19 protein-coding genes and 1 pseudogene are annotated in these 24,565 nt (G+C 57.3%); 2 read left to right on the top strand and 18 right to left on the bottom strand.

Features of this window, described 5'->3' with window-relative positions:
* The first annotated feature begins 41 nt into the window (after nucleotides 1-41).
* Nucleotides 42-827, top strand: coding sequence for an enoyl-ACP reductase FabI (locus ABIE59_RS01185; RefSeq protein WP_354443489.1), 786 nt, complete (start codon nucleotides 42-44; stop codon nucleotides 825-827).
* 53 nt (nucleotides 828-880) lie between these two features.
* On the opposite strand, the gene ABIE59_RS01180 is transcribed toward ABIE59_RS01185, so the two are convergent.
* Nucleotides 881-1,285 (bottom strand): PilZ domain-containing protein, encoded by a 405-nt coding sequence (locus ABIE59_RS01180; protein WP_354443487.1) that lies wholly within the window; start codon nucleotides 1,283-1,285, stop codon nucleotides 881-883.
* 9 nt (nucleotides 1,286-1,294) lie between these two features.
* On the bottom strand, nucleotides 1,295-3,031 hold the full coding sequence (locus ABIE59_RS01175) for a DUF1631 family protein (RefSeq protein WP_354443485.1): 1,737 nt from the start codon (nucleotides 3,029-3,031) through the stop codon (nucleotides 1,295-1,297).
* 267 nt (nucleotides 3,032-3,298) lie between these two features.
* Between ABIE59_RS01175 and ABIE59_RS01170 the strand changes: the two genes are divergently transcribed.
* Nucleotides 3,299-4,372, top strand: a complete 1,074-nt coding sequence (locus ABIE59_RS01170; protein ID WP_354443482.1) for a 3-deoxy-7-phosphoheptulonate synthase — start codon at nucleotides 3,299-3,301, stop codon at nucleotides 4,370-4,372.
* Nucleotides 4,373-4,456: 84 nt separating this feature from the next.
* Here the strand turns inward: ABIE59_RS01170 and cobA are convergent.
* The 16 genes and pseudogenes from cobA to ABIE59_RS01090 all read right to left on the bottom strand — a co-directional run.
* Nucleotides 4,457-5,206: pseudogene (cobA, locus tag ABIE59_RS01165) on the bottom strand (uroporphyrinogen-III C-methyltransferase); the annotation flags it as partial.
* A 98-nt stretch (nucleotides 5,207-5,304) separates the two neighbouring features.
* On the bottom strand, nucleotides 5,305-6,579 hold the full coding sequence (serS, locus tag ABIE59_RS01160) for a serine--tRNA ligase (protein ID WP_354443480.1): 1,275 nt from the start codon (nucleotides 6,577-6,579) through the stop codon (nucleotides 5,305-5,307).
* A gap of 120 nt (nucleotides 6,580-6,699) precedes the next feature.
* The gene (locus ABIE59_RS01155) at nucleotides 6,700-8,034 is read right to left on the bottom strand and encodes a replication-associated recombination protein A (protein WP_354443478.1); all 1,335 of its coding nucleotides are present in this window, start codon (nucleotides 8,032-8,034) and stop codon (nucleotides 6,700-6,702) included.
* The gene (gene lolA / locus ABIE59_RS01150) at nucleotides 8,034-8,648 is read right to left on the bottom strand and encodes an outer membrane lipoprotein periplasmic chaperone LolA (RefSeq protein ID WP_354443697.1); all 615 of its coding nucleotides are present in this window, start codon (nucleotides 8,646-8,648) and stop codon (nucleotides 8,034-8,036) included. The genes ABIE59_RS01155 and lolA overlap by 1 nt, the downstream gene beginning before the upstream one ends.
* A gap of 52 nt (nucleotides 8,649-8,700) precedes the next feature.
* Nucleotides 8,701-11,286: a DNA translocase FtsK gene (locus tag ABIE59_RS01145; protein ID WP_354443476.1), complete on the bottom strand. Its 2,586-nt coding sequence runs from the start codon at nucleotides 11,284-11,286 to the stop codon at nucleotides 8,701-8,703.
* Nucleotides 11,287-11,309: 23 nt separating this feature from the next.
* Nucleotides 11,310-12,533: an O-succinylhomoserine sulfhydrylase gene (locus ABIE59_RS01140; RefSeq protein ID WP_354443474.1), complete on the bottom strand. Its 1,224-nt coding sequence runs from the start codon at nucleotides 12,531-12,533 to the stop codon at nucleotides 11,310-11,312.
* Between the two features lie 29 nt (nucleotides 12,534-12,562).
* Nucleotides 12,563-14,086, bottom strand: a complete 1,524-nt coding sequence (purF, locus tag ABIE59_RS01135) for an amidophosphoribosyltransferase (RefSeq protein WP_354443472.1) — start codon at nucleotides 14,084-14,086, stop codon at nucleotides 12,563-12,565.
* Nucleotides 14,087-14,120: 34 nt separating this feature from the next.
* Nucleotides 14,121-14,690, bottom strand: coding sequence for a CvpA family protein (locus tag ABIE59_RS01130; protein WP_354443470.1), 570 nt, complete (start codon nucleotides 14,688-14,690; stop codon nucleotides 14,121-14,123).
* A 92-nt stretch (nucleotides 14,691-14,782) separates the two neighbouring features.
* Nucleotides 14,783-15,457 (bottom strand): SPOR domain-containing protein, encoded by a 675-nt coding sequence (locus ABIE59_RS01125; RefSeq protein WP_354443468.1) that lies wholly within the window; start codon nucleotides 15,455-15,457, stop codon nucleotides 14,783-14,785.
* Nucleotides 15,458-15,549: 92 nt separating this feature from the next.
* Nucleotides 15,550-16,848, bottom strand: a complete 1,299-nt coding sequence (gene folC, locus ABIE59_RS01120; RefSeq protein WP_354443466.1) for a bifunctional tetrahydrofolate synthase/dihydrofolate synthase — start codon at nucleotides 16,846-16,848, stop codon at nucleotides 15,550-15,552.
* Entirely contained in the window at nucleotides 16,829-17,758 is a 930-nt protein-coding gene (gene accD, locus ABIE59_RS01115; protein WP_354443464.1) for an acetyl-CoA carboxylase, carboxyltransferase subunit beta, read from the bottom strand. The genes folC and accD overlap by 20 nt, the downstream gene beginning before the upstream one ends.
* 38 nt (nucleotides 17,759-17,796) lie before the next feature.
* On the bottom strand, nucleotides 17,797-18,609 hold the full coding sequence (gene trpA, locus ABIE59_RS01110; RefSeq protein WP_354443462.1) for a tryptophan synthase subunit alpha: 813 nt from the start codon (nucleotides 18,607-18,609) through the stop codon (nucleotides 17,797-17,799).
* A 17-nt stretch (nucleotides 18,610-18,626) separates the two neighbouring features.
* Nucleotides 18,627-19,835 (bottom strand): tryptophan synthase subunit beta, encoded by a 1,209-nt coding sequence (gene trpB / locus ABIE59_RS01105; protein ID WP_502915312.1) that lies wholly within the window; start codon nucleotides 19,833-19,835, stop codon nucleotides 18,627-18,629.
* A complete protein-coding gene (locus ABIE59_RS01100; RefSeq protein ID WP_354443460.1) occupies nucleotides 19,828-20,457 on the bottom strand; it encodes a phosphoribosylanthranilate isomerase in 630 nt (209 codons plus the stop codon). Before ABIE59_RS01100 ends, trpB begins: the two co-directional genes overlap by 8 nt.
* Nucleotides 20,454-21,362, bottom strand: a complete 909-nt coding sequence (gene truA, locus ABIE59_RS01095; RefSeq protein WP_354443458.1) for a tRNA pseudouridine(38-40) synthase TruA — start codon at nucleotides 21,360-21,362, stop codon at nucleotides 20,454-20,456. The genes ABIE59_RS01100 and truA overlap by 4 nt, the downstream gene beginning before the upstream one ends.
* Nucleotides 21,363-21,450: 88 nt before the next feature.
* Nucleotides 21,451-24,462, bottom strand: coding sequence for a FimV/HubP family polar landmark protein (locus tag ABIE59_RS01090; protein WP_354443456.1), 3,012 nt, complete (start codon nucleotides 24,460-24,462; stop codon nucleotides 21,451-21,453).
* Nucleotides 24,463-24,565 lie beyond the last annotated feature (103 nt).

The raw sequence follows: 24,565 nt of genomic DNA, 5'->3' as shown, positions 1-24,565 counted from the left end.
GATAATGCGCTGAAACCAAGGAACACAGGGAGCAGATACCCATGGGAATCCTCAGTGGCAAGAAAGCACTGATTGTTGGTGTAGCCAGCAAACATTCCATCGCCTACGGCATCGCCGAGGCATTCGCCCGTGAAGGCGCTGAACTGGCCTTCACTTACCAGAACGAAAAGCTTCAGTCCCGGGTTGAGAAATTCGCGGATCAGTGGGGCAGTCAGCTGACGTTCCCCTGCGATGTGGCCAGTGACGAGCAGATTGACGCTGTGTTCACCGAGCTCAACAAACACTGGGACAACATCGACATCATCATCCATGCCGTTGGTTACGCGCCAGCGCATGAACTCGACGGTAACTATGTGGATGTGACCACCCGTGACGGCTTCCGTATCGCCCATGACATCAGCTCCTACAGCTTTGTCGCACTGGCCAAGGGTGCTCGCAAGATGATGCACGAAGGCAGCAGCCTGCTGACCCTGAGCTACCTGGGAGCCGAGAAAGTTCTGCAGAACTACAACGTGATGGGCCTTGCCAAGGCGTCGCTGGAGGCCAATGTTCGCTACATGGCGGCAAGCCTGGGCAAGGAAGGTATTCGGGTAAATGGCATTTCTGCAGGGCCAATCAAGACCCTGGCGGCCTCCGGCATCAAGAGTTTCCGCCGTATGCTCGCAGAGAACGCGAAGCGCGCTCCGCTGCGCCGCAATGTAACAACCGAGGAGGTAGGCAACGCAGCCGCGTTCATGTCTTCCGACCTGGCCTCCGGTATCACCGGCGAGATTCTTTACGTGGATGGCGGCTTCAACATCACCGGAATGGGTGAACTGGAAGACTGATTCAAGTCTTCACAGCCACAAAAAAGCCGGCTCCACGCCGGCTTTTTCTTTACTCAGCTGTCCGATAACGCAGACGCAACCGCCTCCATCCAGTCCAGGTAATCAGTCTCGTCCGAATCCAGCACGTGAACACCTACGATATAGTCCGGACCTGCCTCCCGGCACCACATCACCTCAACCATCAGGCGAAATCGCTTCGGCTGATGCCCAAGGCTGATCTCAGCCATAAGCAAGGAGTGAAGCGCCAAAGGCTCTGACGAGACAAGACTCAGCCCTCTCGCCGAAATATCGCGAACCTGACATTCGAGAAGTGCGGTATCCGGCACCTCCAGGCCCGGTTCCGGTGACTCGATCCAGAGCCAGGCCCGGGCTCTGGCGGTTAAACGATAATCCTCACGATTGTCATGCCCAACGGGTAACCCCTGGGAGCTTCCGAACTCGTAGTTATCATCAACCATAAGCCATCCTCAGTTACGGCCTACCCTGATCCGCCCAACAACACGGCTCAGGGTATCATCAAACTCCGCAGCGCTGCCCAGTACCCGGATACGGCCAGAGACAATCCCGGAGACCAGGTCATCATGCAAGAACTCCCGGCGATTAAGCCCCAGACGATCAACGAACACGAACTTCCGGGAGGCGGAGATCTTCACTGCCAGTTTCAGTCTGGCCGGCTCCTCACCTTCACCCTCTGGCGCCAGGACAATCCAGCCACCCAGAGCGATGCTCTCAACCTGTTTGGCAGCGGCCACTTCCCGCTCTTTCAGGAGACGATCCTGCTCCGCCTGTTCATCTGCCTGGCGTTGCCGTTCCGCTTCGGCCCGTTGCTGCTCAAGCGCTGCCTGCCGGGCTTCTTCTTCAGCCTTTCTCGCACGCTCGGCGGCTTCTTTTTCTTTGCGTAAGGCCTCTGCCCGAGCCTTGGCTTCCCGCGCGGCCTCTTGGCGTTGCTTCTGTTGTTTTTCGCACACTTTAAACAGCAGGTTCACGGTTTCCGAGAGCACTTCGCCAAACGCTGTGGGGGATGGTAAGGGGCGCAGAATCTGAGCCTCAAGATCTGCCAGGAAAGACGCCCAGTCCTGAAGGCCTAGCTTGACCCCGGCACCGTTGGTCCAGAGTATTTCGCCACTATCCTCCAGCAGCGTAAAAAAGTAACGTCGCTGCTCAGCTGTTCCTTCGCCTTCAACAAACCAGCAACCGGTGTAGCCTCTGGCCTGTTCCGGCTCTACCGGAGCCAGCGACAGCCACCGACTGTCCCAGGTCAGACTGGTACCGCTACCGAGGGCTGGTTTTAGCTCTGGCACCTCGCCGCGGATGCGCTCAACAATAACCGCCTGGATATCTGCCAGTGCACTGTCTGGCAATCCATGGCCCAGGGCTCGGGTCCACACATCCTGTATCCGGTCACCTATCTGTTCCCCCACATGATAGAGCCGGTTCCGGTCCCTGTCTGACAACGCCGGATCTCCCAGCCAGACCAGCCATTCGAGCAGCTTGTTGGCATGCCGGTACAGCTCACTGTCAGTGCCTTCAGACCAAACGCTTTGCTTCAGAACCTTGTACCAGTCTTCTACGATGAATCGGCTGATCACCGCCGGCAACTCCCGCCCGGTCAGGGCCCGTCCGATAAGCGCCCGGGAAACCTGATCAGCAACACGCTGCCGCGAAGCCCCACGCTCAGTCTCAAGCAGACGTTCACGCAACCGTCTCACCTGGCTTTCGCCCTTTTCTCTGTCACCCAGCCACTGTTCACAATAGTTTTCAACCGGCTGACGGTGACCACTTTCAAAGCTACCAGACACTGCAATAACCAGGCTGTCCAACTGGTCCAACAAAACCCTTGATGATCGACCCCCGGTATCACTCCAACCGCGCCATTCCTGTAAGTTGTCCAGCCAATCGAGCACAGTATCGCTGAACACATCGGCACCACTGGCATCCAACTGCCATGCCAGCCAGAACCTTAATCTGGCAATTCGACTGACCAGGGCACGATGCAGGCCACTGGTTTTCAGAAACACGTCCATTATCCGGTCAGAAAGGTAGGCTGCATTGACCTGACTCACGGTCCATTCAATCTGCACCGAGCGCAAAACGTCCGTAACCCGCTCGTCTCGCTGCTCCGTCCAGCAGGAAAAAAGCAGGGGCCGCCAGTCGGCTGTGGACTCCGGCGAAGACTTGCCTGCCGGGTAGGGTAAATCCGGCACACGGATGCCCGACAGAACCTGCGTGATCCTCTCTGAAACCACCTTTCGGGAGGAAGAGTCTGCTTGTGGTTTCCTGGCTGGAGGCGACATCCGTTACCTGTTGACTGGAAGCGTTGAAAAGGGTCTTCAAATAACGCAGTATAACCAACTCGCCGGGGTTTACAGCAACTGCAGACCGGCACCATTCGCGTTAATTATTAAACACCGGGCCCATAATGACAGCGTTACCCGGTGATGCAACGATCTGATTCGGGGAAGCACAACAAGATGTCGGGCAAGAAACTGGAAAACCTGAACGTGGCCAGCCAGGAACCACTGATCACTCCTGAAGCGCTGAAGAACGAGATGCCGCTGTCAGACGAGGCCGCTGAAACCGTCGCCTCTGGCCGCCAGGCTATATACGACATCATGGATGGTAAAGACCACCGTCTGTTTATCGTGGTTGGCCCCTGTTCCATTCACGACGTGGAGGCAGCTCGCGATTACGCTGCCCGGCTGAAAAAACTCGCCGACGAAGTCAGCGATACCCTGCTGCTGGTGATGCGGGTATATTTCGAGAAACCGCGCACCACCGTTGGCTGGAAAGGCCTGATCAACGATCCACACCTGAACGATACCTTCGATATTGAACAGGGCCTGCACATTGGTCGTCGTTTGCTGCTGGATATCAACGAGATGGGCCTGCCAACCGCCACCGAGGCGCTGGACCCGATCTCCCCCCAGTACCTGCAAGACACCATTGCCTGGTCCGCCATTGGCGCCCGCACCACCGAGTCTCAAACCCACCGGGAAATGAGCAGCGGACTGTCCATGGCCATTGGCTTCAAGAATGGCACTGATGGCAGTCTGGACGTAGCCGTTAACGCCATGAAATCGGTGTCTCACCCCCACAGTTTCCTGGGCATTGACCAGCAAGGCAAGGTGGCCATCATCCGCACCAAGGGCAACAACTACGGCCACGTGGTGTTGCGCGGCGGCGGTGGCAAACCCAACTATGACTCCGTGAGTGTTGCACTGTGCGAGCAGGCGCTGGACAAAGCCAATCTGCGCAAGTCGATCATGGTGGATTGCAGCCACGCCAATTCCAGCAAAGACCCGGCCATTCAGCCTCTGGTCATGCAGGATGTGACCCATCAGATCCTGGAAGGCAACCAGTCTATTCAGAGCCTGATGGTGGAAAGCCACATTAACTGGGGTAACCAGTCCATCCCGGAAAACCTGGCAGACCTGAAATACGGCGTCTCAGTCACCGACGCCTGTATTGACTGGGAAACCACCGAAAAAGCCATTCGCGATATGCGCGAAAAGCTCAAAGACGTGCTGCCCAAGCGAACCGCCTGAGCGTATTGACAGCATTCACGGGGCAGCCCATCGACCTCGGCGCCCCGTGATACCCAATGACTGGCTTACTGCACTTCCCTGCCCTCAGGCAATCTCCACAGCTCCTCGCCAATCCAGGCGACTCCGTAGCCCGACGACGTGACCAATGATTACCAGCGTGGGCGGTTGGACGCCACTGTTTTCAACCTTGCCAACAATATCACTGAGTGTACCCACTACCACTTTCTGATCAGCGGTCGTGCCTTTGGATACCAACGCCACCGGCATATCCGGCGTCATACCATGTTCAATCAACTGCCGGCAGATGATCGGCAGGCCGACCAGCCCCATGTAAAACACCAGTGTCTGATTGTTCTGAACGAAATCTGACCACGGCAAGTCGCAGGTATCGTTCTTCAGATGACCGGTGATAAAACGAACTGACTGGGCGTGGTCGCGATGTGTCAGCGGAATCCCCGCATAAGCCGCACAACCGGAAGCTGCCGTGATGCCAGGAACCACCTGAAACCGGACACCGGCTGCGGCAAGCGTTTCAATTTCTTCGCCACCGCGGCCAAAGATGAACGGGTCTCCACCCTTGAGGCGCACCACTTTGTGGCACTGCCGGGCCAGCTCCACCAGGCGCTGGTTAATCTGATCCTGCGGCAACGTGTGATTTGAGCGCTGCTTGCCGACATGAACCATTTCAACGTTAGCGGGGATCAGGGAGAGTATTTCCGGAGAAACCAGCCGATCGTAGAGAATAACGTCCGCCGACTGGATCAGGCGCCAGGCCTTGAGAGTCAAAAGCTCCGGATCACCCGGGCCGGCACCCACCAGAGCTACCTCGCCCGCAGAGTTGTTCGGGTTTGACGTTACCGGGTTGGGCCTGTAACGAACTGGTGCAGGCCCTGCCTTGATGCCCCTTCCTGGTGCGTCCGTTAATGGTTCGCTCATTGGATCCGATCAATGCCTTTCATATAGGGTTTGAGAACCTCCGGAACCAGAATACTGCCGTCTTCTTGCTGGTAGTTCTCCATCACCGCGATCATCGCACGGCCCACGGCCAGCCCCGAGCCATTCAGGGTATGAACAGGCTCCGGTTTTCCGGTTTCCGGGTTACGCCAACGTGCTTGCATACGCCGTGCCTGGAAATCACGGGTGTTGGAACAGGACGAAATTTCCCGATACTTACCCTGCCCTGGCAGCCACACTTCCAGATCGTAGGTCTTGGCCGCAGAGAAGCCCATGTCGCCGCCACACAGGGTAACCACCCGATACGGCAGCTCCAGCAACTGCAGCACCTTCTCGGCATGGCCGGTAAGCTGCTCCAGAGCCTCGGTGGAATCCTCGGGGCGCACAACGTGCACCAGTTCAACTTTGTCGAACTGATGCTGCCGGATCATGCCACGCACATCCCGCCCATAGGAGCCCGCTTCGCTGCGAAAGCAAGGGGTGTGGCAGACCATACGCAAAGGCATCTCACTGACCTCCAGAATTGTGTCCGCCACCAGGTTGGTCGCCGGTACTTCAGCCGTCGGGATCAGGTACAGCGGGTTGTCACCGGCGGTACGGAACAGATCCTCTTCAAACTTGGGCAACTGGCCGGTGCCGAACAGCGCGTTGGCATTGACCAGGTAAGGCACATAAGCCTCGGTATAGCCGTGTTTTTCAGTGTGCAGGTCGAGCATGAACTGAGCCAGTGCGCGGTGTAGTTTCGCCAGTTGACCGCGCATGACGGCAAAGCGGGAATGCGCCAACTGGGTGGCCTTTTCAAAGTCCAGTCCCTTGAGTTGCTCACCCAGGGCAACGTGGTCTTTGGGCTCGAAATCAAAGCTGCGCGGCGTACCCCAAACCCGGGTTTCCACGTTGTCGTCTTCGCTGGCACCCGGCGGTACGTCTTCGTCCGGCAGGTTGGGAATGCCGGCAAAGAAGCCATTCAGGGATTCCTGTACCGAGCGCAACTCGTCCTCTGCCTCAGCCTTTTGTTGCTTGAGGTTGTCCACCTCTTCAAGCAACGGCTTGATGTCTTCACCTGCGGCTTTGGCCTTGCCAATAGATTTTGACCGTTTATTCTGCTCGCTCTGCAGCATTTCCGCACGAACCTGAATGGCTCGACGGCGTTCCTCAAGGCGTTCGAAGGTGGCAACGTCAAACTCGAAGTTTTTGATAGCCAGCCGACGGGCAATTTCTTCAGTCTGTGAACGGACACGTTTCGGATCGAGCATGATCTTCCTGAATTTTCCGGTTAACGAATAGTATGGATATCACGGCATTATACCTGCCGTGGTTCTGCTGACCACCATCCCCGGGCCGAGGGCCAGGTAATTTGCGGCATGAGTGTTACATCAATAACGCTTTTTGCCGCTTCGGGCATCGAGATCATCCAGACGCTGGCGCTTTTCCGCCAGTTTGATCTCCAGTCCACGCATGACAGGCTGATAGTATCGGCGTTGGTGGATAGCTTCAGGCAGGTAAGACTCTCCGGCCGCGTAAGCGTCCGGTTCGTCATGGGCGTAGCGATATTCATCGCCGTGGCCCAGGCTTTTCATCAGCTTGGTAGGGGCATTACGCAAGTGCACCGGCACTTCGTAATCAGGATCCTTTCGGATGTCCGCCATGCACTCGTTGAACGCCTCGTACACGGCATTACTCTTTGGTGCCAGCGCCAGGTAGGTGACGGCCTGGGCCAGCGCCAGCTCCCCTTCCGGTGACCCCAACCGCTCCTGGGCATCCCAGGCCTGCATGGTAATTTGCAGGGCACGGGGGTCGGCGTTGCCGATGTCTTCGCTGGCGATCCGCACCAGGCGCCGCGCCACATACAGGGGGTCACAGCCACCGTCCAGCATACGGCAAAGCCAGTACAGGGAACCATCGGGGCTGGAGCCCCGCACGGATTTGTGCAAGGCGGAGATCTGGTCATAGAACACGTCGCCGCCTTTGTCGAAACGGCGCAGGCTGGTTTGCAGTACCTGTTCCAGTGTCTGGACGGTGATAGCGTTCTGCCCGCTGTCATCCGGCTCGGCCAGGTCAGCGGCCACCTCGAGAATGTTCAGAGCACGCCGGGCATCGCCTCCAGAGGCTTCGGCCATGTTATCCAGCACCCCGGCTGGCACCTGAAGGGTGCCGCCGAAGCCCGCTGGCGAAATCAATGCTCGATTCAGGAGCTCAAGGATGTCCGGCTTGTCCAGGTTTTTGAGCACATATACGCGGGTCCGCGACAAGAGCGCGCTGTTCAGTTCGAAAGAGGGGTTTTCCGTGGTGGCACCCACAAAAATGAAGGTGCCATCTTCAATGTGGGGGAGAAAGGCATCCTGTTGGCTTTTATTGAACCGGTGCACCTCGTCAACGAACAGCAGCGTGTCCCTGCCCTGGGACTGCTTGCGGTTGCGTGCCCGCTCGACCACATCCCGGATATCCTTGACGCCGCTGAGCACGGCAGAGAGCGTTTCATAGGACAAGTCACCCACGTTGGCCAACAGCCGGGCAAAGGTGGTTTTACCCACTCCGGGTGGCCCCCAGAGAATCATCGAATGCAGTTGGCCCTGCTCTACGGCGCGCCTGAGCGGTTTTCCGGGGCCGACCAGATGAGACTGGCCAACGTATTCGTCCAGGTTGGCCGGCCGCATTCGCGCCGCCAGGGGCTGAAATCCGGCCTCGGGCTCAAACAGGTTGTCCTGCATCAGGCGCCGTCCCGAATAATATCCACCTCCTCGGGGTATTCCAGGCGGAACGCACTGTTGTCCAGTTCCTGATTCAGTGTTATCCGGTCAAAGCTGAGAATACTCAGTTGAGACAGCGAATCTTCCATTCTCATTTCCTGAAGCTCACCGTTGTAAAAGCTCAGGCGCAAGGATGTAAACAGGGAATCGGCGCCCCTGGGAACCAGGGTAAACTCACGGGTATTGTCACCCATGCGGCGTTCGCTCACATCGTAGGTTTCTTCAAGATTATCCACTTCGCCACTCAAAAGCAGCGCCGGCGTTGTCTGTACCCGATCATCCAGGGTGTGAATGGTGACCTGTTCAAGGTCCGGGTCGTATACCTCCACTGTATTGCCGTCACTGACAATAAACTGGGACAATGGCGCACCGGTCTCCCAGTAGAACAGGCCGGGGCGCTTGGCCTTCAGAGAGCCGCGGGTTTCCTGAACCCGGTTGCCGTTTGCATTGACCACGATCTGGATAAAATCAGCCTGGTAGGTTTGGTAGCTGCGCAACACCGAAGCCAGCTCCTCAGCGGCATCGCGGGAGCCATTGCCCTGCTCCGCCGACGCAGTGACAGTGATTGCCATCATGCACAGCGCCGCAATCGTCGTATAGACAGATCTGATCATAAATATGCTGCTCCTAGTCTCTTGGCGGCGGCGGTGCCAGAACTTCCCTGGCTCCATTATGACCCGCCGGACTGACCACTCCCGAGGCTTCCATGGCATCCACCAGGTTCGCCGCACGGTTGTAGCCGATCTTGAATTTGCGTTGCACGGACGAGATCGACACCCGCCGGTTCTCGGTCACAAAGGCCACTGCCTCGTCAAACAGCGCGTCGCCTTCGTCACCGCCGCCTGCCCCGCCTTCGCTCAGGGTAGGTACGCCCGGCAGGTGCTCACCTTCGGCACCATTCAGCACATCGTCCACGTATTCAGGCTCGCCCCGGGCTTTCCAGGCACTGACCACCCGGTGTACTTCATCGTCGTCAACAAAGGCGCCATGTACCCGAACCGGCAGCCCGGAACCTGGCGGCAGGTATAACATGTCGCCGTGGCCCAGCAGTTGCTCGGCGCCGCCCTGATCAAGCACGGTGCGGGAGTCAATCTTTGACGACACCTGGAACGACATCCGGGTCGGGATATTGGCCTTGATCAGGCCGGTAATCACATCCACAGATGGCCGCTGGGTAGCAAGAATCAGGTGAATACCAGCGGCCCGGGCTTTCTGGGCAATACGCGCAATCAGCTCTTCCACTTTCTTACCGACAATCATCATCATGTCGGCAAATTCGTCGATAACGACGACTATGAACGGCAGGGTTTCCAGCTCTGGCCGCTCCTGTTCGTCGTTGGCCAGGTATTCATCCGGTTTCCAGAGAGGATCCAGTAATGGCTCACCCTCGGCTCTGGCGTCCTTCACCTTCTTGTTGTAACCGGCAATGTTGCGCACGCCCAGGCTGGCCATCAAACGGTAACGACGCTCCATTTCAGCCACACACCAGCGCAGTGCATTGGCGGCTTCTTTCATGTCCGTCACAACCGGTGCCAGCAGGTGCGGGATGCCGTCGTAAATGCTTAATTCCAGCATCTTCGGATCAACCATGATGAAGCGCACTTCATCGGGGCTAGCCTTGAGCAGCATGCTCAGCAGCATGGCGTTAACCCCAACCGATTTACCGGAACCGGTCGTACCCGCCACCAGCAGGTGCGGCATCTTGGCCAGGTTGGCCACCATCGGATTACCACCGATATCGTTACCCAGCGCCAGTGTCAGCGGCGATGACGACTCCGTAAACACCCGGGCCCCAAGAACTTCGCTCAGGCGAACGATTTCCCGCTCTTCGTTGGGAATCTCGATGCCCACCACGGATTTTCCGGGAATAACTTCCACCACTCGCACGCTCAATACGGCGAGGGACCGGGCGAGATCCTTGGCCAGGTTGGAAATCTTACTGACTTTTACCCCGGCGGCGGGCTTGATCTCGAACCGGGTAATAACAGGCCCGGGATTGACCTCGACTACCTCAACGGTCACGCCGAAATCCGCCAGCTTCTCTTCGAGCAGGCGGGACATATGTTCGAGGGACTCTTCAGAGTAGCCCTTCTCTTTATGCTCCTCAGGCGGGTCCAGCAACGATATCGGCGGAATCAGGCTCTCAATATCTTCCAGCAAAGAACCCTGCTTACTGTTGGTTTTCTTGTCCGCTGGCCCCTGATCATCTTTCTTGAACGGAGCGATTTTCAGAGCGCGACTGGCAGGCTTGGGCTGCTGAGGCGCGGCCGCCTTGCGAGGCGTTTCATCCCGATCCCCCGAGCTGAAACTTTCCAGTCTTGCGGGTTCTGGTTCAATATCAGGAAGCCCGTCAATCGCCGGCTCCTTACGAGCTTTGCTTCTGTCCTTCTGTGTCTCTTTATCGGCCGATTTTAGTTTGCGGCGGAATAAACGGCGCCACCAGGCGTCTTTCTGAGGCGCCTTCTCTGCTACCGGATTGGTCTGTGCCACCCGGTCCTTGATAACCGGAGGCTCTGGCTCAGGACGGGCAGTAGGAGGCACACCAGGGCTTTTGACCTTGCGCTCGCCGCCCTTGAACAGCGACTGAAGCCAACGACCGGTTCTGAGCGTCAACCCACCAACATGGTCCATCAAGCGGAACCAGGACAGGCCGACGGTCACGGTCAGGGCGAACAGGAAGATTGCGATCAGCAACAGCGTGGTGGCAGGCAGATTAAAAAAGCGCACCATCGCTTCGGAAACCGCTGTGCCCAGTACACCGCCGGAGGAGGCACCAAGGCCGAACACCGAATACAGGGATAGCAGGCTGGTGGAAGACAGCAAAATCAGCAGGAAACCGCCAAAGCGAACCATGAACAGTGGCCAATGGAGGTCCAGTGACTCATGCCTGAGGCGGATCAGCATGACAGCGTAGCCGGCAATCATCACCGGGAAAAGCCAGGAAACCTGCCCGAAGAAGTCCACCAGCAGGCTTGCGAGCCAGGCGCCGGAGCGCCCGGCGGCGTTATCCACGCGGGTGTCGTGGCCGATACTGGCCCATCCGGGGTCAGACGCACTGAAGGTAAACAGCGCCATCGCCAGATAGATGCACAGCACAATCATGCCGATAACGGCACCCTCTCTGGCCCCTTGGGCCATCAGGCGGCGAAAGCGCTGTTGTTTTTCTGTCAGTTCCGTCGATGCTGCTTGTTTCGCTTTAGCGGATTCCGCCATGAATGCTCAAACCGTCAGTGAGTTTAGTCTTTCAGCGCCTGAAAACCCCGTGTCAGATCGGTTTTCAGGTCATCAATGGCTTCAATACCAACAGACAACCGGATCAGATTCTCGGTAATGCCCGCCTTATCTTTATCTTCAGGAGATAACCGGCCATGGGTCGTGGTTGCAGGGTGGGTAATGGTCGTTTTAACGTCGCCCAGATTCGCCGTGATCGAAATCATCCTGGTAGCATCAATAAATCGCCAGGCCTCTTCCCTGCCCCCTTTGACCAGGAACGACACAATACCTCCGAACCCGGCCTGTTGCTTCTTCGCCAACTGATGCTGGGGGTGGCTTTCAAGACCCGCGTAGAACACCCTTTCCACGCTTGGCTGGTTTTCGAGCCAACTCGCCAACTCTAACGCATTGTCGCAGTGGGCTCGCATACGGATCGGTAAGGTTTCAAGCCCTTTCTGGAACACCCAGGCATTGAACGGGCTCATGGTGGGCCCGGCAGATCGCAGGAATCCGTATATCTCATCCAGGTACCTGGCAGGCCCTACCACTACGCCGCCAACGCACCGTCCCTGTCCATCCAGATACTTTGTAGCGGAATGGATCACCAGATCCGCACCTTGCTCAAGCGGTCGTTGCAATACCGGCGTACAGAAACAGTTATCCACCACAAACAGGGCCTCGTTGGCCCTGGCAAGCGCCGACAGTGCTTCCATATCAGCAATTTCACAAAGCGGGTTGGATGGGGTCTCGATAAAAAGCATCCGTGTTTGTGGCCGGACCGCCGCCTTCCAACCCTCAAGATCCGTCAGGCCAACAAAGGTGGTCTCTACGCCGAACCGGGCCATGTATTTCTGGAAGAGAACGTTGGTGGTACCAAACACCCCGCGGGAGCAGATAACATGATCACCGGACTGTAAAAGCGACATGCAGGTACTCAGGATGGCAGCCATGCCCGATGCCGTAGCCACCGCTTTCTCACCGCCCTCCATGGCAGCAATACGGGCTTCAAAACCCTGCACGGTCGGATTGGTAAAGCGGGAATAGATGTTGCCAGGCTCCTCACCACCAAAACGGGCTGCCGCCTGTGCCGCACTGCCATAGACGAAACTGGACGTTGGAAAGATGGCGTCACTGTGCTCCAACTGACCGGTACGTACCTGCCCAGCCCTTACTGCCAGTGTATCCACTGACATACCGTCCAGATCCGATTCGGGAATCCAGAGATGTTCTTCACGGCCGACTGTCATAGCGTTCTCCTGGCACGAGCCTTGGGGTTTCAATCTTCGTCATTATGGAGATCGATAATGGCATTATCACCGTCAATGATCTGCCCGCCAGAGCGCTTTTCGTCTTTGCGCAGATCCTCAAGCCGGCGCAGGTAGGCCTCGTCGACATCACCGGTCACGTAATCACCGGTGAACACCGAGCACTCCCAGCCATCGATGTCGTCGTTAACATCGTTTACGCAGGTAATCAGGTCTTCCAGGTCCTGGTATACCAGCCAGTCAGCACCAATCTGCTCCCGAACCTCCTCCACCGAACGATCGTGGGCAATCAGCTCGCTGGCCGAGGGCATATCAATGCCGTACACATTGGGAAAACGCACAGGCGGCGCTGCTGAGGCAAAGTAGACATTCCGGGCACCTGCGTCCCGGGCCATCTGAACGATTTCCTTGCAGGTGGTGCCCCGGACGATGGAATCATCAACCAGCATGACGTTTTTGCCACGGAACTCCAGATCTATGGGATTGAGCTTCTGGCGCACCGACTTCTTACGCATTTTCTGACCAGGCATGATGAAGGTCCGGCCAATGTAGCGGTTCTTGATAAAGCCTTCCCGATATTTAACGCCCAACTGATAGGCCATCTGCATGGCCGAGGTACGACTGGTATCCGGGATCGGGATCACCACGTCAATGTCGTGATCCGGCCGTTCCCTGAGCACCTTGTCCGCAAGGGTTTCACCCATGCGCAGTCGTGCCTTGTAAACTGACACCCGGTCCATAATGGAATCAGGGCGAGCAAAATAGACGTGTTCAAAGATACATGGGTACAGCTTTGGCGACTCGGCACATTGCTCGGTGTAGAGCGTACCGTCGGTTTCAATGTAGACCGCCTCGCCCGGTGCGATATCACGGACGATCTCAAAACCCGCGGCGTTAAGAGCCACGCTCTCCGAGGCAATCATATATTCTTTCTGGCCATCTTCGCTTTCCCGCACGCCATAACAGGCCGGGCGAATGCCATTGGGGTCGCGGAAGCCGACAATACCGTAACCGGTGATCATCGCGATAACCGCATAGGCACCTCGGCAGCGCTTGTGCACGGCGCGGACGGCGGCAAAAATCTCGTCTTTGGTAGGGTTCAGTTTCCCAAGCTTCTGCAACTCATGGGCAAACACATTGAGCAGCACTTCTGAATCGGAATTAGTATTAATATGGCGCAGATCGGTGCGAAACAGATCGCTGCTCAGGTCATCGGCATTGGTCAGGTTGCCATTGTGAGCCAGAGTAATGCCATAGGGGCTATTCACATAAAACGGCTGGGCTTCGGCGGAACTTGAGCTGCCAGCGGTGGGATAACGGACATGCCCTATGCCGACATTACCCACCAGCCTGCGCATATGCCGGGTATGGAAAACATCCCTGACCAGCCCGTTATCCTTGCGAAGAAAGAAACGGTTATCCTGAAAAGTCACAATACCCGCCGCATCCTGGCCACGGTGCTGAAGAACAGTCAGTGCATCGTAAAGAAGCTGGTTGACGTTTGAAGTACTGACAATACCGACAATGCCGCACATGGCTGGGAAACTCTCCGAGTATTAAATCTGAATGTTAACGGGATGCAGGCGCAGGTTCCACGCCTTCCTGTTCTGTTGAGGATTCGGTGCTGGACCCGGCCCCTGCTTCGGGACCCAGGAACCGGGCAAATTCATCGCCCAGGGTTCGGCGGGACCAGTCTTCGACCACGGCCAGGCGGTCGATCATAACGGACGTTCTCCACCAGGTATCTTCAGCCAGCGGTGTGTAGCGGGTGAACGCAATGCCGACAATGACAACCACCACACCCCGCAGCAACCCGAAGCCCATGCCAAGAACGCGGTCGGTGGCTGACAATCCGGTAGCCCGCACCAGATGACCAATCATATTATTGATAATAGCGCCCACAATCAGGGTGCCGAAAAAAAGAATCGCAAAGGCAGCAATCAAACGCACCAGTGGTGTTTCCACGGTGGACTCAAGCAACGACTGCATCTGAGGGTGGAACGTGCGGGCAATGATGAATGCCCCAACCCAGGTCACCAGCGACAGGGCTTCGCGAACAAAGCCCCGCTTCAGACTGATAAGCGTGGAAACGGCAATCAGAGCAATGATGACCCAGTCAATCCAGATCAGCGCGTCCATGAAAAACCCGATGGAGAAAAGGAAGCGCGAATTCTAACAGGAAACCGGGCGTCACCAAACCGCCTGAAGCTCATAAATTGCAAGTCACCGGCCTACTTTCCGCCGGAGGTGACCAGGCTGTTCAGTGAGAAGGCATCGTCCAGGGCTTTCTTGGCGGCCTCGGCATCGGACTTGTTGACAAACGGCCCGCTGAATACCCGGGTCAACGTGGTGTCACCACGCTCCACTTGCTGAAGGTGGGCGCCGTACCCCATGTCCCGAACATTGTCACGCAGCCGGCGAGCATTGTCGGTATTACCAAAGCTGCCCAACTGGACAACCCAGGCACCCTCAAGCGACCGCGTGAATTCAGCGGATTCAGTGGCGGGACTGGCAGAAGGTGCCGGCTCGGATGATGGAGAGACTTGCGGCTGGGACTGTGAACCAGCGGCACTGCTATCCGCGGGTGCAGATGGTTCTGCCACCTGAGCCGCGGGCTCGCGGGCGCTGGATAATTCTGGCGCGGACTCCTCAACACCTTCGATCAGTCGGTAGCCGGGAGCCGGATCGGTGGCGGATTCCTGAGGCGCGGTATTCATACCATAGTCGCTTCCGCCAAGTGCCGGCTCCGGTGGAACATCCACTTCAGGGAATGGCGGCTCCTCTGGGATAGTGACAGGCCGGGACTGGCGCTCGGAATGGGGCTCGTCAAATATCATCGGCACAAAAATCACAGCCAGGGAGACCAGAACCAGCGCGCCAATGATCCTTTGTTTCAATCCGTTCACGAGAAAGGGCTCCCTTTACCTACCAGTTTGATACCGATACTAACCGCCGGCTGCCATTAACACAAAGCCCCGGTACCTGCCATGGACAAAGTTTAAGAGACTCCACCGAGCAGTCGGGCTCGCGCCTCGGCAACGGTGTAGAACGAACCGAACACGACTACGGTGTCATCCTGACCGGCCTTCGCCATCGCTGCCGACAAGGCATCGGCAACCGTATCTGCGACAGCATAGTCAGTAATTCCAGACGTTTGTGCCCGCTCCACCAAGTTGCCCACAGACAGACCGCGCGGCACATCGAGGCCTGCAAACCACCAATGATCAACCGCCGGAGCCATGGCCCGCATCACACCCTCCACGTCTTTGTCTGCCAGGGCTGCATATATACCCAGCACCCTTCCCTGCCGTGAACGGCGATCTCCAAACCGTTGCGCCAGCCAATGCGCAGCATGCGGATTGTGGCCAACGTCGACAATGACATTCGGGGTGCTGGCCAAGCGCTCAAAGCGCCCCGGCACAGTCACGGACCTCGCCGTATCGGCCAACACGTGGACGGGCATGTCTGGCTCCAGAATCCGAGCCAGCACAACTGCTGCTGCGACACTTTCAACGGGCAATGGGCCGGAGGGAAGGCTAATGTTATGACCAGCCACCGCTAATTGAACGCTGTCGGTTCCGGCTGTCAGTTGGTAATCCCGCCCGGTCACGAGGAGGTTGACCTTCTGCGCCGCAGCCTGCTGCAGAATCGAAGCGGGCGGATGGGGATCCGAACAAACCGCTGTTATTCCGGGCCGCAAAATACCCGCCTTTTCGAAACCGATCACTTCCCGGTTATCCCCCAGAAATCCGATATGGTCGATATCAATGGAGGTGATCACCGCGAAGTCAGCATCCAGCACATTAACGGCATCCAGGCGCCCACCCAGGCCCACCTCCAGAATCCAATCATCGACGCCTGCCTCGGCAAGCGCGACAAAGGCAGCGAGGGTTCCGAATTCAAAATAGGTCAGAGAAACCTTACCTCGCGCCGTTTCGACTTGTTCGAAGGCCGATATCAAGGCTGCGTCACTGATATCCTGACCGTTGATCCTAACCCGCTCGTTGTAACGCTGGAGATGGGGAGACGTGTAGGCGCCGGTCGTTCTCCCCGCCGCCCTCAGCAAGGATTCAAGCGTGGCTACGGTTGTACCTTTGCCGTTGGTACCCGCTACGGTGATGATTCGGGCCGCGGGCTTTCGCCGAAACAGGCGCCGCAAAACCATCAGGACACGATCCAGACCAAGGTCAATTTCGGTGGGGTGGATGGCTTCCAGGTACTGAAGCCACTGTTCAACGGAGGCACCGGCCCCGGGAGGGACCGGCGCAGGCCTTGCGTCAGTGCTGGGAGGGTTCATCTGTGTCGGGTTTTTCCGTGATCTCGAACTCGATGGGCGCTTCTGTACCGGGCTTTTCCTGGCCAGTAAACTTCGCCAGAACGTGTGCAACCCGTTCGCGCATCTGGTGCCGGTGCAGAATCATGTCAATAGCACCGTGTTCCAGCAGGAATTCACTACGCTGAAAACCTTCAGGCAACTTCTCGCGGACGGTCTGCTCGATTACCCTGGGGCCCGCAAAACCAATCAGGGCATAAGGCTCGGCTATGTTCAGATCACCCAGCATCGCGAGACTGGCGGATACCCCACCAAACACCGGATCCGTCATGATCGAAATGTAAGGAATACCTTCCTGCTTGAGCTTCTCCAGAACAGCAGCCGTCTTTGCCATCTGCATCAACGACAGAATGGCCTCCTGCATGCGCGCGCCACCGCTGGCCGAAAAGCAGACCAGGGGAATACGGTGCTCAAGGGAAACGTTCGCCGCCTGCACAAACTTCTCGCCAACCACCTGGCCCATGGAACCACCCAGGAAGTTGAATTCGAACGCACAGGCCACCAGCGGAACGCCCATGGTTGAGCCCTTAAACGCAACCAGCGCGTCTTTCTCCCCCGTTGCCTTCTGGGCCGCTGCCAGGCGGTCTTTGTAGCGTTTACTGTCCTTGAATTTGAGACGATCTGAAGGCTCGAGCGATGCGGCTATTTCCTCGCGGCCGTCCTTGTCGAGGAAGATGTCCAGCCGGCGCCGGGCAGACACGCGCAGGTGATGGTTACATTTCGGGCAGACGTCCAGATTTTTCTCGAGCTCAGGCTTGTATAAAAACGCCCCGCACTTGGGGCATTTCTTCCACAACCCTTCCGGCACCCCGGTACGTTGCCGCGATTCCGAGCGAATCTTGCTCGGCATGATCTTGTCCAGCCAGTTACTCATGCTTTCATCCTGTCCTATGATGCCTGGAGGCCGGCCCGTCAGGACGCCAGGCTATCCAGGGCTTCACGCATCGGGTGCAACAGATCGGTCAGCGCCTTGGCCAGGGCTTCCGGATCTGTCTGGTGTCGGGCTATTGTATCGACCAGTACGCTGCCGACAATTACACCATCGGATACTTTGCCAACGGCGGCAGCTGTCTCCGGATCCCGGATTCCGAAACCGACACCCACCGGCAGCGCCGTCAGCTCGTGCACGTGGGCCACTTTTTTCGCCACTTCATCAACATTGATGGTTGCCGACCCGGTCACGCCCTTGATTGAAACATAGTACACATAACCGGATGAGTGTTCGCTGATTGCCTTTATGCGCTCATCCGTGGTCGTGGGTGCCAGCAGGAAAATAGGATCCATGTTCCGTGCAGAGAACAGCGGCGCTACGTCCTCGGCCTCTTCAGGCGGCAGGTCAACCGTAAGGACCCCATCGACACCGGCGTCCGCGGCGGCGTCCGCAAACGCCTCGTAGCCCATGGCCTCCATAGGGTTCAGATAGCCCATCAGTACCACGGGTGTGGTGGCATTGGTCTTCCGGAACTCCTTGACCATCCCGATCACCTGGCGCAGGGACGTGCCATGCACCAGGGCCCGCTCACAGGCAAGCTGGATAACGGGCCCGTCCGCCATGGGATCGGAAAAAGGCACGCCCAGCTCAATGATGTCCGAGCCAGCATCCACCAGCGTGTGCATCAGGCTGACGGTCTGCCCCGGATCAGGGTCACCGGCGGTGATATACGGAATCAGCGCCTTACGACCCTGCTCTTTCAATGATTTCAGTACACCTTCAATTCGGCTCATGCCTGCTCCTGATACCTTCAGATCTCAATGCCATCCAACTGGGCAATGGTGTGAATATCCTTGTCGCCACGGCCGGAGATATTGATCACGATCATCTTGTCCTTGTCCATGGTTGCAGCCAGTTTAAGCGCGTAGGCAACCGCATGGGCGGTTTCCAGAGCCGGCATAATACCCTCAACCCGGGTCAGCTTTCGGAAACCGTCCAGCGCTTCGTCATCGGTGACCGAAACGTAATTGGCGCGACCGATGTCTTTCAACCAGGAATGCTCCGGGCCTACGCCCGGATAATCCAGGCCGGCGCTGACCGAATGGGTCGCAGCTATCTGTCCGTTGTCGTCTTCCATCAAGTAGGTACGGTTACCGTGAAGAACCCCCGGGCGCCCGGCGCACAAAGGTGCTGCGTGCTGCCCGGTTTCGATACCCAGCCCCCCTGCTTCAACGCCGTAAAGCTCAACGTTTTCATCAGACAGGAATGGGTAGAACATACCGATGGCGTTGGAACCGCCGCCAACACAGGCTACCAGTGCATCCGGCAGTTTACCCGCCTGCTCAAGGGCCTGGCGACGGGTTTCGCGGCCAATCACCGACTGAAAATCGCGAACCAGCAATGGATACGGATGCGGGCCGGCCACGGTACCGATGATATAGAACGTTTCATCAACATTGGCCACCCAGTCACGCATAGCATCGTTCATGGCATCTTTCAGGGTTTTGGTGCCGCTCTGGACCGCATGCACGGTGGCCCCGAGGAGCTTCATCCGGTAGACGTTGAGCGACTGGCGTTTGACGTCTTCCGCCCCCATGAACACATGGCACTCAAGCCCGAGCCGAGCGCAGACTGTTGCGGTTGCCACACCATGCTGCCCAGCCCCTGTTTCTGCAATAATTCGTTTCTTGCCCAGGAAACTGGCCAGAAGGGCCTGACCAATGGTGTTGTTCACCTTGTGAGCACCGGTATGGTTCAGGTCTTCACGCTTCAGCCAGATCTGGGCGCCACCGGTTTCCCGGGTCAGTCGCTCGGCAAAATACAATGGACTGGGACGCCCCACGTAGTCCGCCAGGTCTTTATCGAAAGTGGCCTGGAATTCGGCATCATCTTTCAGCCGGAGATACTCTTTCTCCAGCGTCATCAGCGAGTCCATCAGGGTTTCTGAAACAAACCGGCCACCGAAGGCACCGAAGTGACCTTTCGCATCCGGAAGCGCCTTCAACATCTCTTCAGTCAGTTTTACAGACACGGTGAACCTCTTTCATAAAATCGGATAGTTTGGTGGCGTCTTTCTTGCCCTTGCTCTGCTCCACCCCTCCGCTTACGTCGACAGCCCAGGGCCTGACTTCTTCAATGGCGCGGGCTACGTTAGCAGAAGACAACCCACCGGCCAATATCAGGGGCATAGGCCGATGTTCAGGAATCAGTGTCCAGTTAAAGGACTGGCCAGTGCCCCCATAACGCTCGGGGTCCCAGGCATCGACCAACAGCCCTGACGCCTTGCGATAGTCGCCAAAGGCTTGCTCTATCTGCCCTTCTTCGCGAACCCTCACCGCTTTAATCCAGCGGCGGCCGAAGCTGGCACAGAAATTCGGTGATTCATCGCCGTGGAACTGAAGTAGGTCCAACGGAACCTGAGCCAGCACAGTCTCGATGAAGCGGACATCTGCATTCACAAACAAACCGGTCAGCGTCACAAAAGCTGGGACTCGTTCGGCCAGGGCAATCGCTTGCTTAATAGTGACCCAACGCGGGCTCGGCTCATAGAAAACCAGGCCAATGGCATCGGCGCCACACCTTACCGCGGCGTCAATATCTTCGGGCCTGGTCAAGCCGCAAACTTTCACACGGGTGGTCATGCTTCTGACACCGGTTGTTTGGGATGAATGTGCGATGGATCAATGGGACGGTTTTCACCGTCTGTGAACCAGGGGCTTACAAAAACAGGGCCACACAGAGCCCGCGGTATTCCGTACTGCTCCGGATACCCAACATCAACAAGATAGAGCCCATCAGGTGGTGCGGTAACTCCCGCCAACTTGCGATCCCTGCTGGACAGCACCTCACCAATCCATGATTCAGGCTGCTTGCCCGCCCCCACGGCCATCAAGGCCCCGGCAATGTTGCGCACCATATGATGCAGAAAAGCATTTGCCTGCACATCTATTACGACATAGTCGCCCTTTCGGGTTACCGAAATCCGTTCAAGATAACGAACGGGCGTTCTGGACTGACAACCGGCCGCACGGAACGAGCTGAAGTCGTGTTCACCAACCAGCGCCTGAGCGGCCCTGTGCATACTCGAAACCTCCAGTGGGCGAAACGTCCAACTGACTTGTCCTCGTTGAATTCCCGGCCGGACTGGGCGATTCAGAATAACATATCGGTAACGCCTATATACTGCAGAGAATCGGGCGTGAAAATCTGCCACCCCGTTACCCGCCCAATGTACTGAGATATCATCCGGCAACGCAGTGTTCATGCCCATCACCCAGGACCGCAGGTTCCTGACCGAGGAGGTATCGAAATGTGCCACCTGGAAGCTGGCGTGGACACGTGCATCTGTGCGTCCTGCACACACAAGATCAACAGGATGGTCCGCTACCCGGGACACGGCCTTGGCCAGCTCACTTTCTACCGACCGGACGCCACTCTTCTGAAGTTGCCAGCCATGAAATCCACGACCGTCATATTCGAACGCAATGGCAACCCGACCGTTTCCGATCGCGTTATCTGTGGTCAAGGGCTCAGAATTGAGAAACAAGAATCGATCCGCTGAAAAGGGTTTACTGAAAAACAAAGCGCCGGCCCTATGGCCGGCGCTGTTGCCGATATAGCGAGATTATAACGGATCAGGAGAGATTTTTAAGGAGCTCCTGAGCTTCCGCTTTCTGCTCATCATTTCCTTCCAGAGCCACCTCTTCAAGGATGTCACGGGCTCCGTCACTGTCCCCCATCTCGATGTAGGCACGGGCCAGGTCGAGTTTGGTGGCGGCTTCGTCCGTGCCGGCAAGGAAATCGAAATCATCGTCCTCACCCAGCGACTCCTCATCGATATCCAGCGCGGAGTTCTGCTCAGGCTTTCCATCGAGAGATTCGGATGCCAGCGGAACCAGTTCGTCGCCCACGGAATCAGTCTCTTGCTCAGTGGCTTCCGGCTCAGACTCCTGCTGTTCACCCTGAGGTTCAGAGACAGCCGACTCGTCGCTACTGAAGGCGTCCTCCAGGCCGAGTTCTTCATCCAGAGAAGTCGTTTCCTGCTCCGGACCTGCGGGCTGATCGGATTCAGAGAACTCTTCCATCAGGGCGAGATCCTCATCAGACACATCAAGCTCCAGGTCATCCAAAGTGGACTCATCAAGATCCAGCCCCTCAGGCTCGCCCTCTTCCCCGGCCACCTTGTCCAACTCGGCATCCAGCTCATCAAGGAAAGATTCATCCAGAGCATCCACATCACCAGACAATTCATCCTCAGCCGTTTCAGTCTCGATAACCGGTTCGGATTTATCAGATTCCTCTTCCAGACCGAAATCGAAACTCAGATCCTCTTCTTCAGATTTCGCTGGGCCGGTGTCATCAAGCTCCATCTCAAGAGACGAGAAATCCGTCTCTTCCTTGGATTCGAGGTCGTCTGTCCCGTCTTGATCGGATGAATCGAGGTTCGACAGATCGTATTCGATCAAGTCGTCCGAATCGTCAGTCTCTTTCTCGACGTCTGATTCCAGCTCTCCGAATTCATTTTCCAATTCCGGCTCTTCACTCGCCTCGAATTCATCGGCCTTCAGATCATCCGAAAGCTGCCATTCCTCATCCGACGGCAACTCACCGGTCATATCAAGCTCTGAATCCTTGTCGGCGCCATTTTCCCCGGCCACCGCAGTGCTGAAGGAATCGGAACGCAGCTGAGACTCAAGCTCGTCAATGCTCGGCGTGGCCTCGGCTTCTTCAAGACGCTCACGAAGAGCGGCAGCCTGCTCGATAGCGGCTTCGTCGTCCAGGGCTTCGATTTCGCCAAACTGCTTCTCGAAGGATTCACGATCCTGGCCATCCGCGTACACACCAAGCAATTTAAGCCTGAGGTCCGTGCGGCTCGGCTCGCGGGAGATAGCCGTTTCAAGCACCTGCGCCGCCTGATCATGACGACCGTATGCGATGTAGGTCTCCGCCTCTGCCAGAGCATCAGCACCTTCTTGCTGATCACCGGATTCTTCTTCCAGGCTCAGGTCGAAGGAATCACCTTCACTACCGTCCTCACTGTTCAGCTGGTCGTAAAAGGCTTTTTCGCGATTGGCGTTCCGTCGTGCAACTAACAGGAGCAGCAATAGCAACAGCACCAGACCGCCCCCCAAGGCGATCTGATACATCGGGTTATTGGAAATCGCCTGAATCACATTGCCAGGAAAACCCTTTTCCGCTGCCGGAGGAGCAACCGGAGCTGGCTGGCGAGGCTGCTCACGGGGCTGATCCGCAGCTGGTGCAGCGGCCACCTCGGTCTCATCTTCTTCCCGCGCAGCGGCTTCATCGGCTGATTGTGCGGCCTCCACACGGGCCGTTTCGTCATCAGCACGTTCCTCAACCGCATCGTCCATGACAGCCTGTTCGTCGCCGGCAGCCACTGACATGTCGTCGCTCGGCTCCAGATCCGCCACAGCGGCATCGTCAGCGCCGTCTTCCTGTACCAATTCTTCTGCGGGCTGCTCGCCTTCAGAAATCGCAAGCCCATCTGCCGCAGCGGCCTCTTCAGCCGTCATGCCCTGCAAATCTGCAAGCTGGCTGTTCTTGAGTTCCAGCAGCCGCTGAAGTGTGGCTACCTGATCCTGGAGATCAGACAACCGGCTGTTCAGTTCCTCGTTTTCGCGGCGCGTGGCTTCCAACTCTTCCATTGCTACCGCAGAGCCTACGTCACTGCCGCCCGGCAAGTCGCCATCGCCACCGGCAGAACCACCTTCGGTGACGTCACGGGATTCGCCATCGGCGACCAGCAAGCGCAGCTCGTCGCCGGCAGCGCCAGCCTGGGTCGGCGCCGGGGCTGATTCAGCTTCAGCGGTACGGGTAGCATCAACGGTGCGGGACTGGAACGCTTCGTTTTGCTGTGCGACAACGCGGCTGGCTTCTGCCTGGCTCCGGCTGCGAATCTGTTCCATGGTCGGAACTCTCAGCACCTCACCACGCTTCAACCGGTTGATGTTGCCGCCCATAAAGGCATTGGGGTTCTGGTCCTGAAGGGCCAGCATAACCTGCTGCATGGACACAGAGTTGTCCGGGCGAACGCGCTGGGCGATGGTCCAGAGTGTGTCTGACGGGCCGGTAGGGCCGAACGTGTCAGCCTGATAGCCCCTGGCAAGTGAACTCTCTGCCTGGGCCTGGCGACGCACAGACTCCTGGCTACGGGGCGCTGCCTGTCTTGGACTTGCTGGCGCTGCCGAAGGCGCACTCACCTGCTCCTGAACACCGGAATCTTCGGCATACACTGGTGGATCTACCAGCACCGAATATTCCCGCATCAGTCGGCCATTGGGCCAGGTTAGCTCCAACAGGAAATTCAGGTAAGGTTCCCGGAGCGGCTCCCGGGAAGAGACGTTAACAACGAGACTGCCGTCGGAAGCGGTAACCACCTCAAACCTCAGCCTGCTCAGAAACTGGTGGCGATCTATGCCAATCCGCTGATAAGCGGCTTCCGGTGCAACATTAACAAATACATCACCGGGATCCACCCCACGACTTTCACGGAGTGATATTTCCGCATCCAGGGGCTCATTCAGCCAGGACTGCAGTTCAATTTCCCCCAGCCCCAACGCCTGAGCGACACCGGAACCGAGCCCTCCCGCCAGCGCCATGGCAACCGCAAGCTTGCGTACCTTCATGCTTTTTCCTTTCCAGTCTCCGTTATTCTTTACTGCTGTATCTCAACAGAATCGGACGAGGTTGGATGACTTCCGTCTTTTTAGTTCTCGTTGTTATATCGCA

Source organism: Marinobacter sp. MBR-99, from assembly GCF_040547575.1.
Classification (GTDB): Bacteria; Pseudomonadota; Gammaproteobacteria; order Pseudomonadales; family Oleiphilaceae; genus Marinobacter.
Note: the sequence above shows the minus strand (reverse complement) of the source record. Positions and strands in the feature narration are given on the sequence as shown.

Excerpts from the sequence above, each read along its gene's own strand:
- lolA (WP_354443697.1), bottom strand. The coding sequence starts at position 8,648 with ATGATGGCAATCACTGTCACTGCGTCGGCGGAGCAGGGCAATGGCTCC.
- ABIE59_RS01145 (WP_354443476.1), bottom strand. The coding sequence starts at position 11,286 with ATGGCGGAATCCGCTAAAGCGAAACAAGCAGCATCGACGGAACTGACA.
- ABIE59_RS01090 (WP_354443456.1), bottom strand. The coding sequence starts at position 24,462 with ATGAAGGTACGCAAGCTTGCGGTTGCCATGGCGCTGGCGGGAGGGCTC.
- purF (WP_354443472.1), bottom strand. The coding sequence starts at position 14,086 with ATGTGCGGCATTGTCGGTATTGTCAGTACTTCAAACGTCAACCAGCTT.
- folC (WP_354443466.1), bottom strand. The coding sequence starts at position 16,848 with ATGAACCCTCCCAGCACTGACGCAAGGCCTGCGCCGGTCCCTCCCGGG.
- serS (WP_354443480.1), bottom strand. The coding sequence starts at position 6,579 with ATGCTCGATCCGAAACGTGTCCGTTCACAGACTGAAGAAATTGCCCGT.
- accD (WP_354443464.1), bottom strand. The coding sequence starts at position 17,758 with ATGAGTAACTGGCTGGACAAGATCATGCCGAGCAAGATTCGCTCGGAA.
- ABIE59_RS01185 (WP_354443489.1), top strand. The coding sequence starts at position 42 with ATGGGAATCCTCAGTGGCAAGAAAGCACTGATTGTTGGTGTAGCCAGC.
- ABIE59_RS01100 (WP_354443460.1), bottom strand. The coding sequence starts at position 20,457 with ATGACCACCCGTGTGAAAGTTTGCGGCTTGACCAGGCCCGAAGATATT.
- ABIE59_RS01130 (WP_354443470.1), bottom strand. The coding sequence starts at position 14,690 with ATGGACGCGCTGATCTGGATTGACTGGGTCATCATTGCTCTGATTGCC.
- ABIE59_RS01140 (WP_354443474.1), bottom strand. The coding sequence starts at position 12,533 with ATGACAGTCGGCCGTGAAGAACATCTCTGGATTCCCGAATCGGATCTG.
- ABIE59_RS01180 (WP_354443487.1), bottom strand. The coding sequence starts at position 1,285 with ATGGTTGATGATAACTACGAGTTCGGAAGCTCCCAGGGGTTACCCGTT.
- ABIE59_RS01155 (WP_354443478.1), bottom strand. The coding sequence starts at position 8,034 with ATGCAGGACAACCTGTTTGAGCCCGAGGCCGGATTTCAGCCCCTGGCG.
- ABIE59_RS01170 (WP_354443482.1), top strand. The coding sequence starts at position 3,299 with ATGTCGGGCAAGAAACTGGAAAACCTGAACGTGGCCAGCCAGGAACCA.
- trpA (WP_354443462.1), bottom strand. The coding sequence starts at position 18,609 with ATGAGCCGAATTGAAGGTGTACTGAAATCATTGAAAGAGCAGGGTCGT.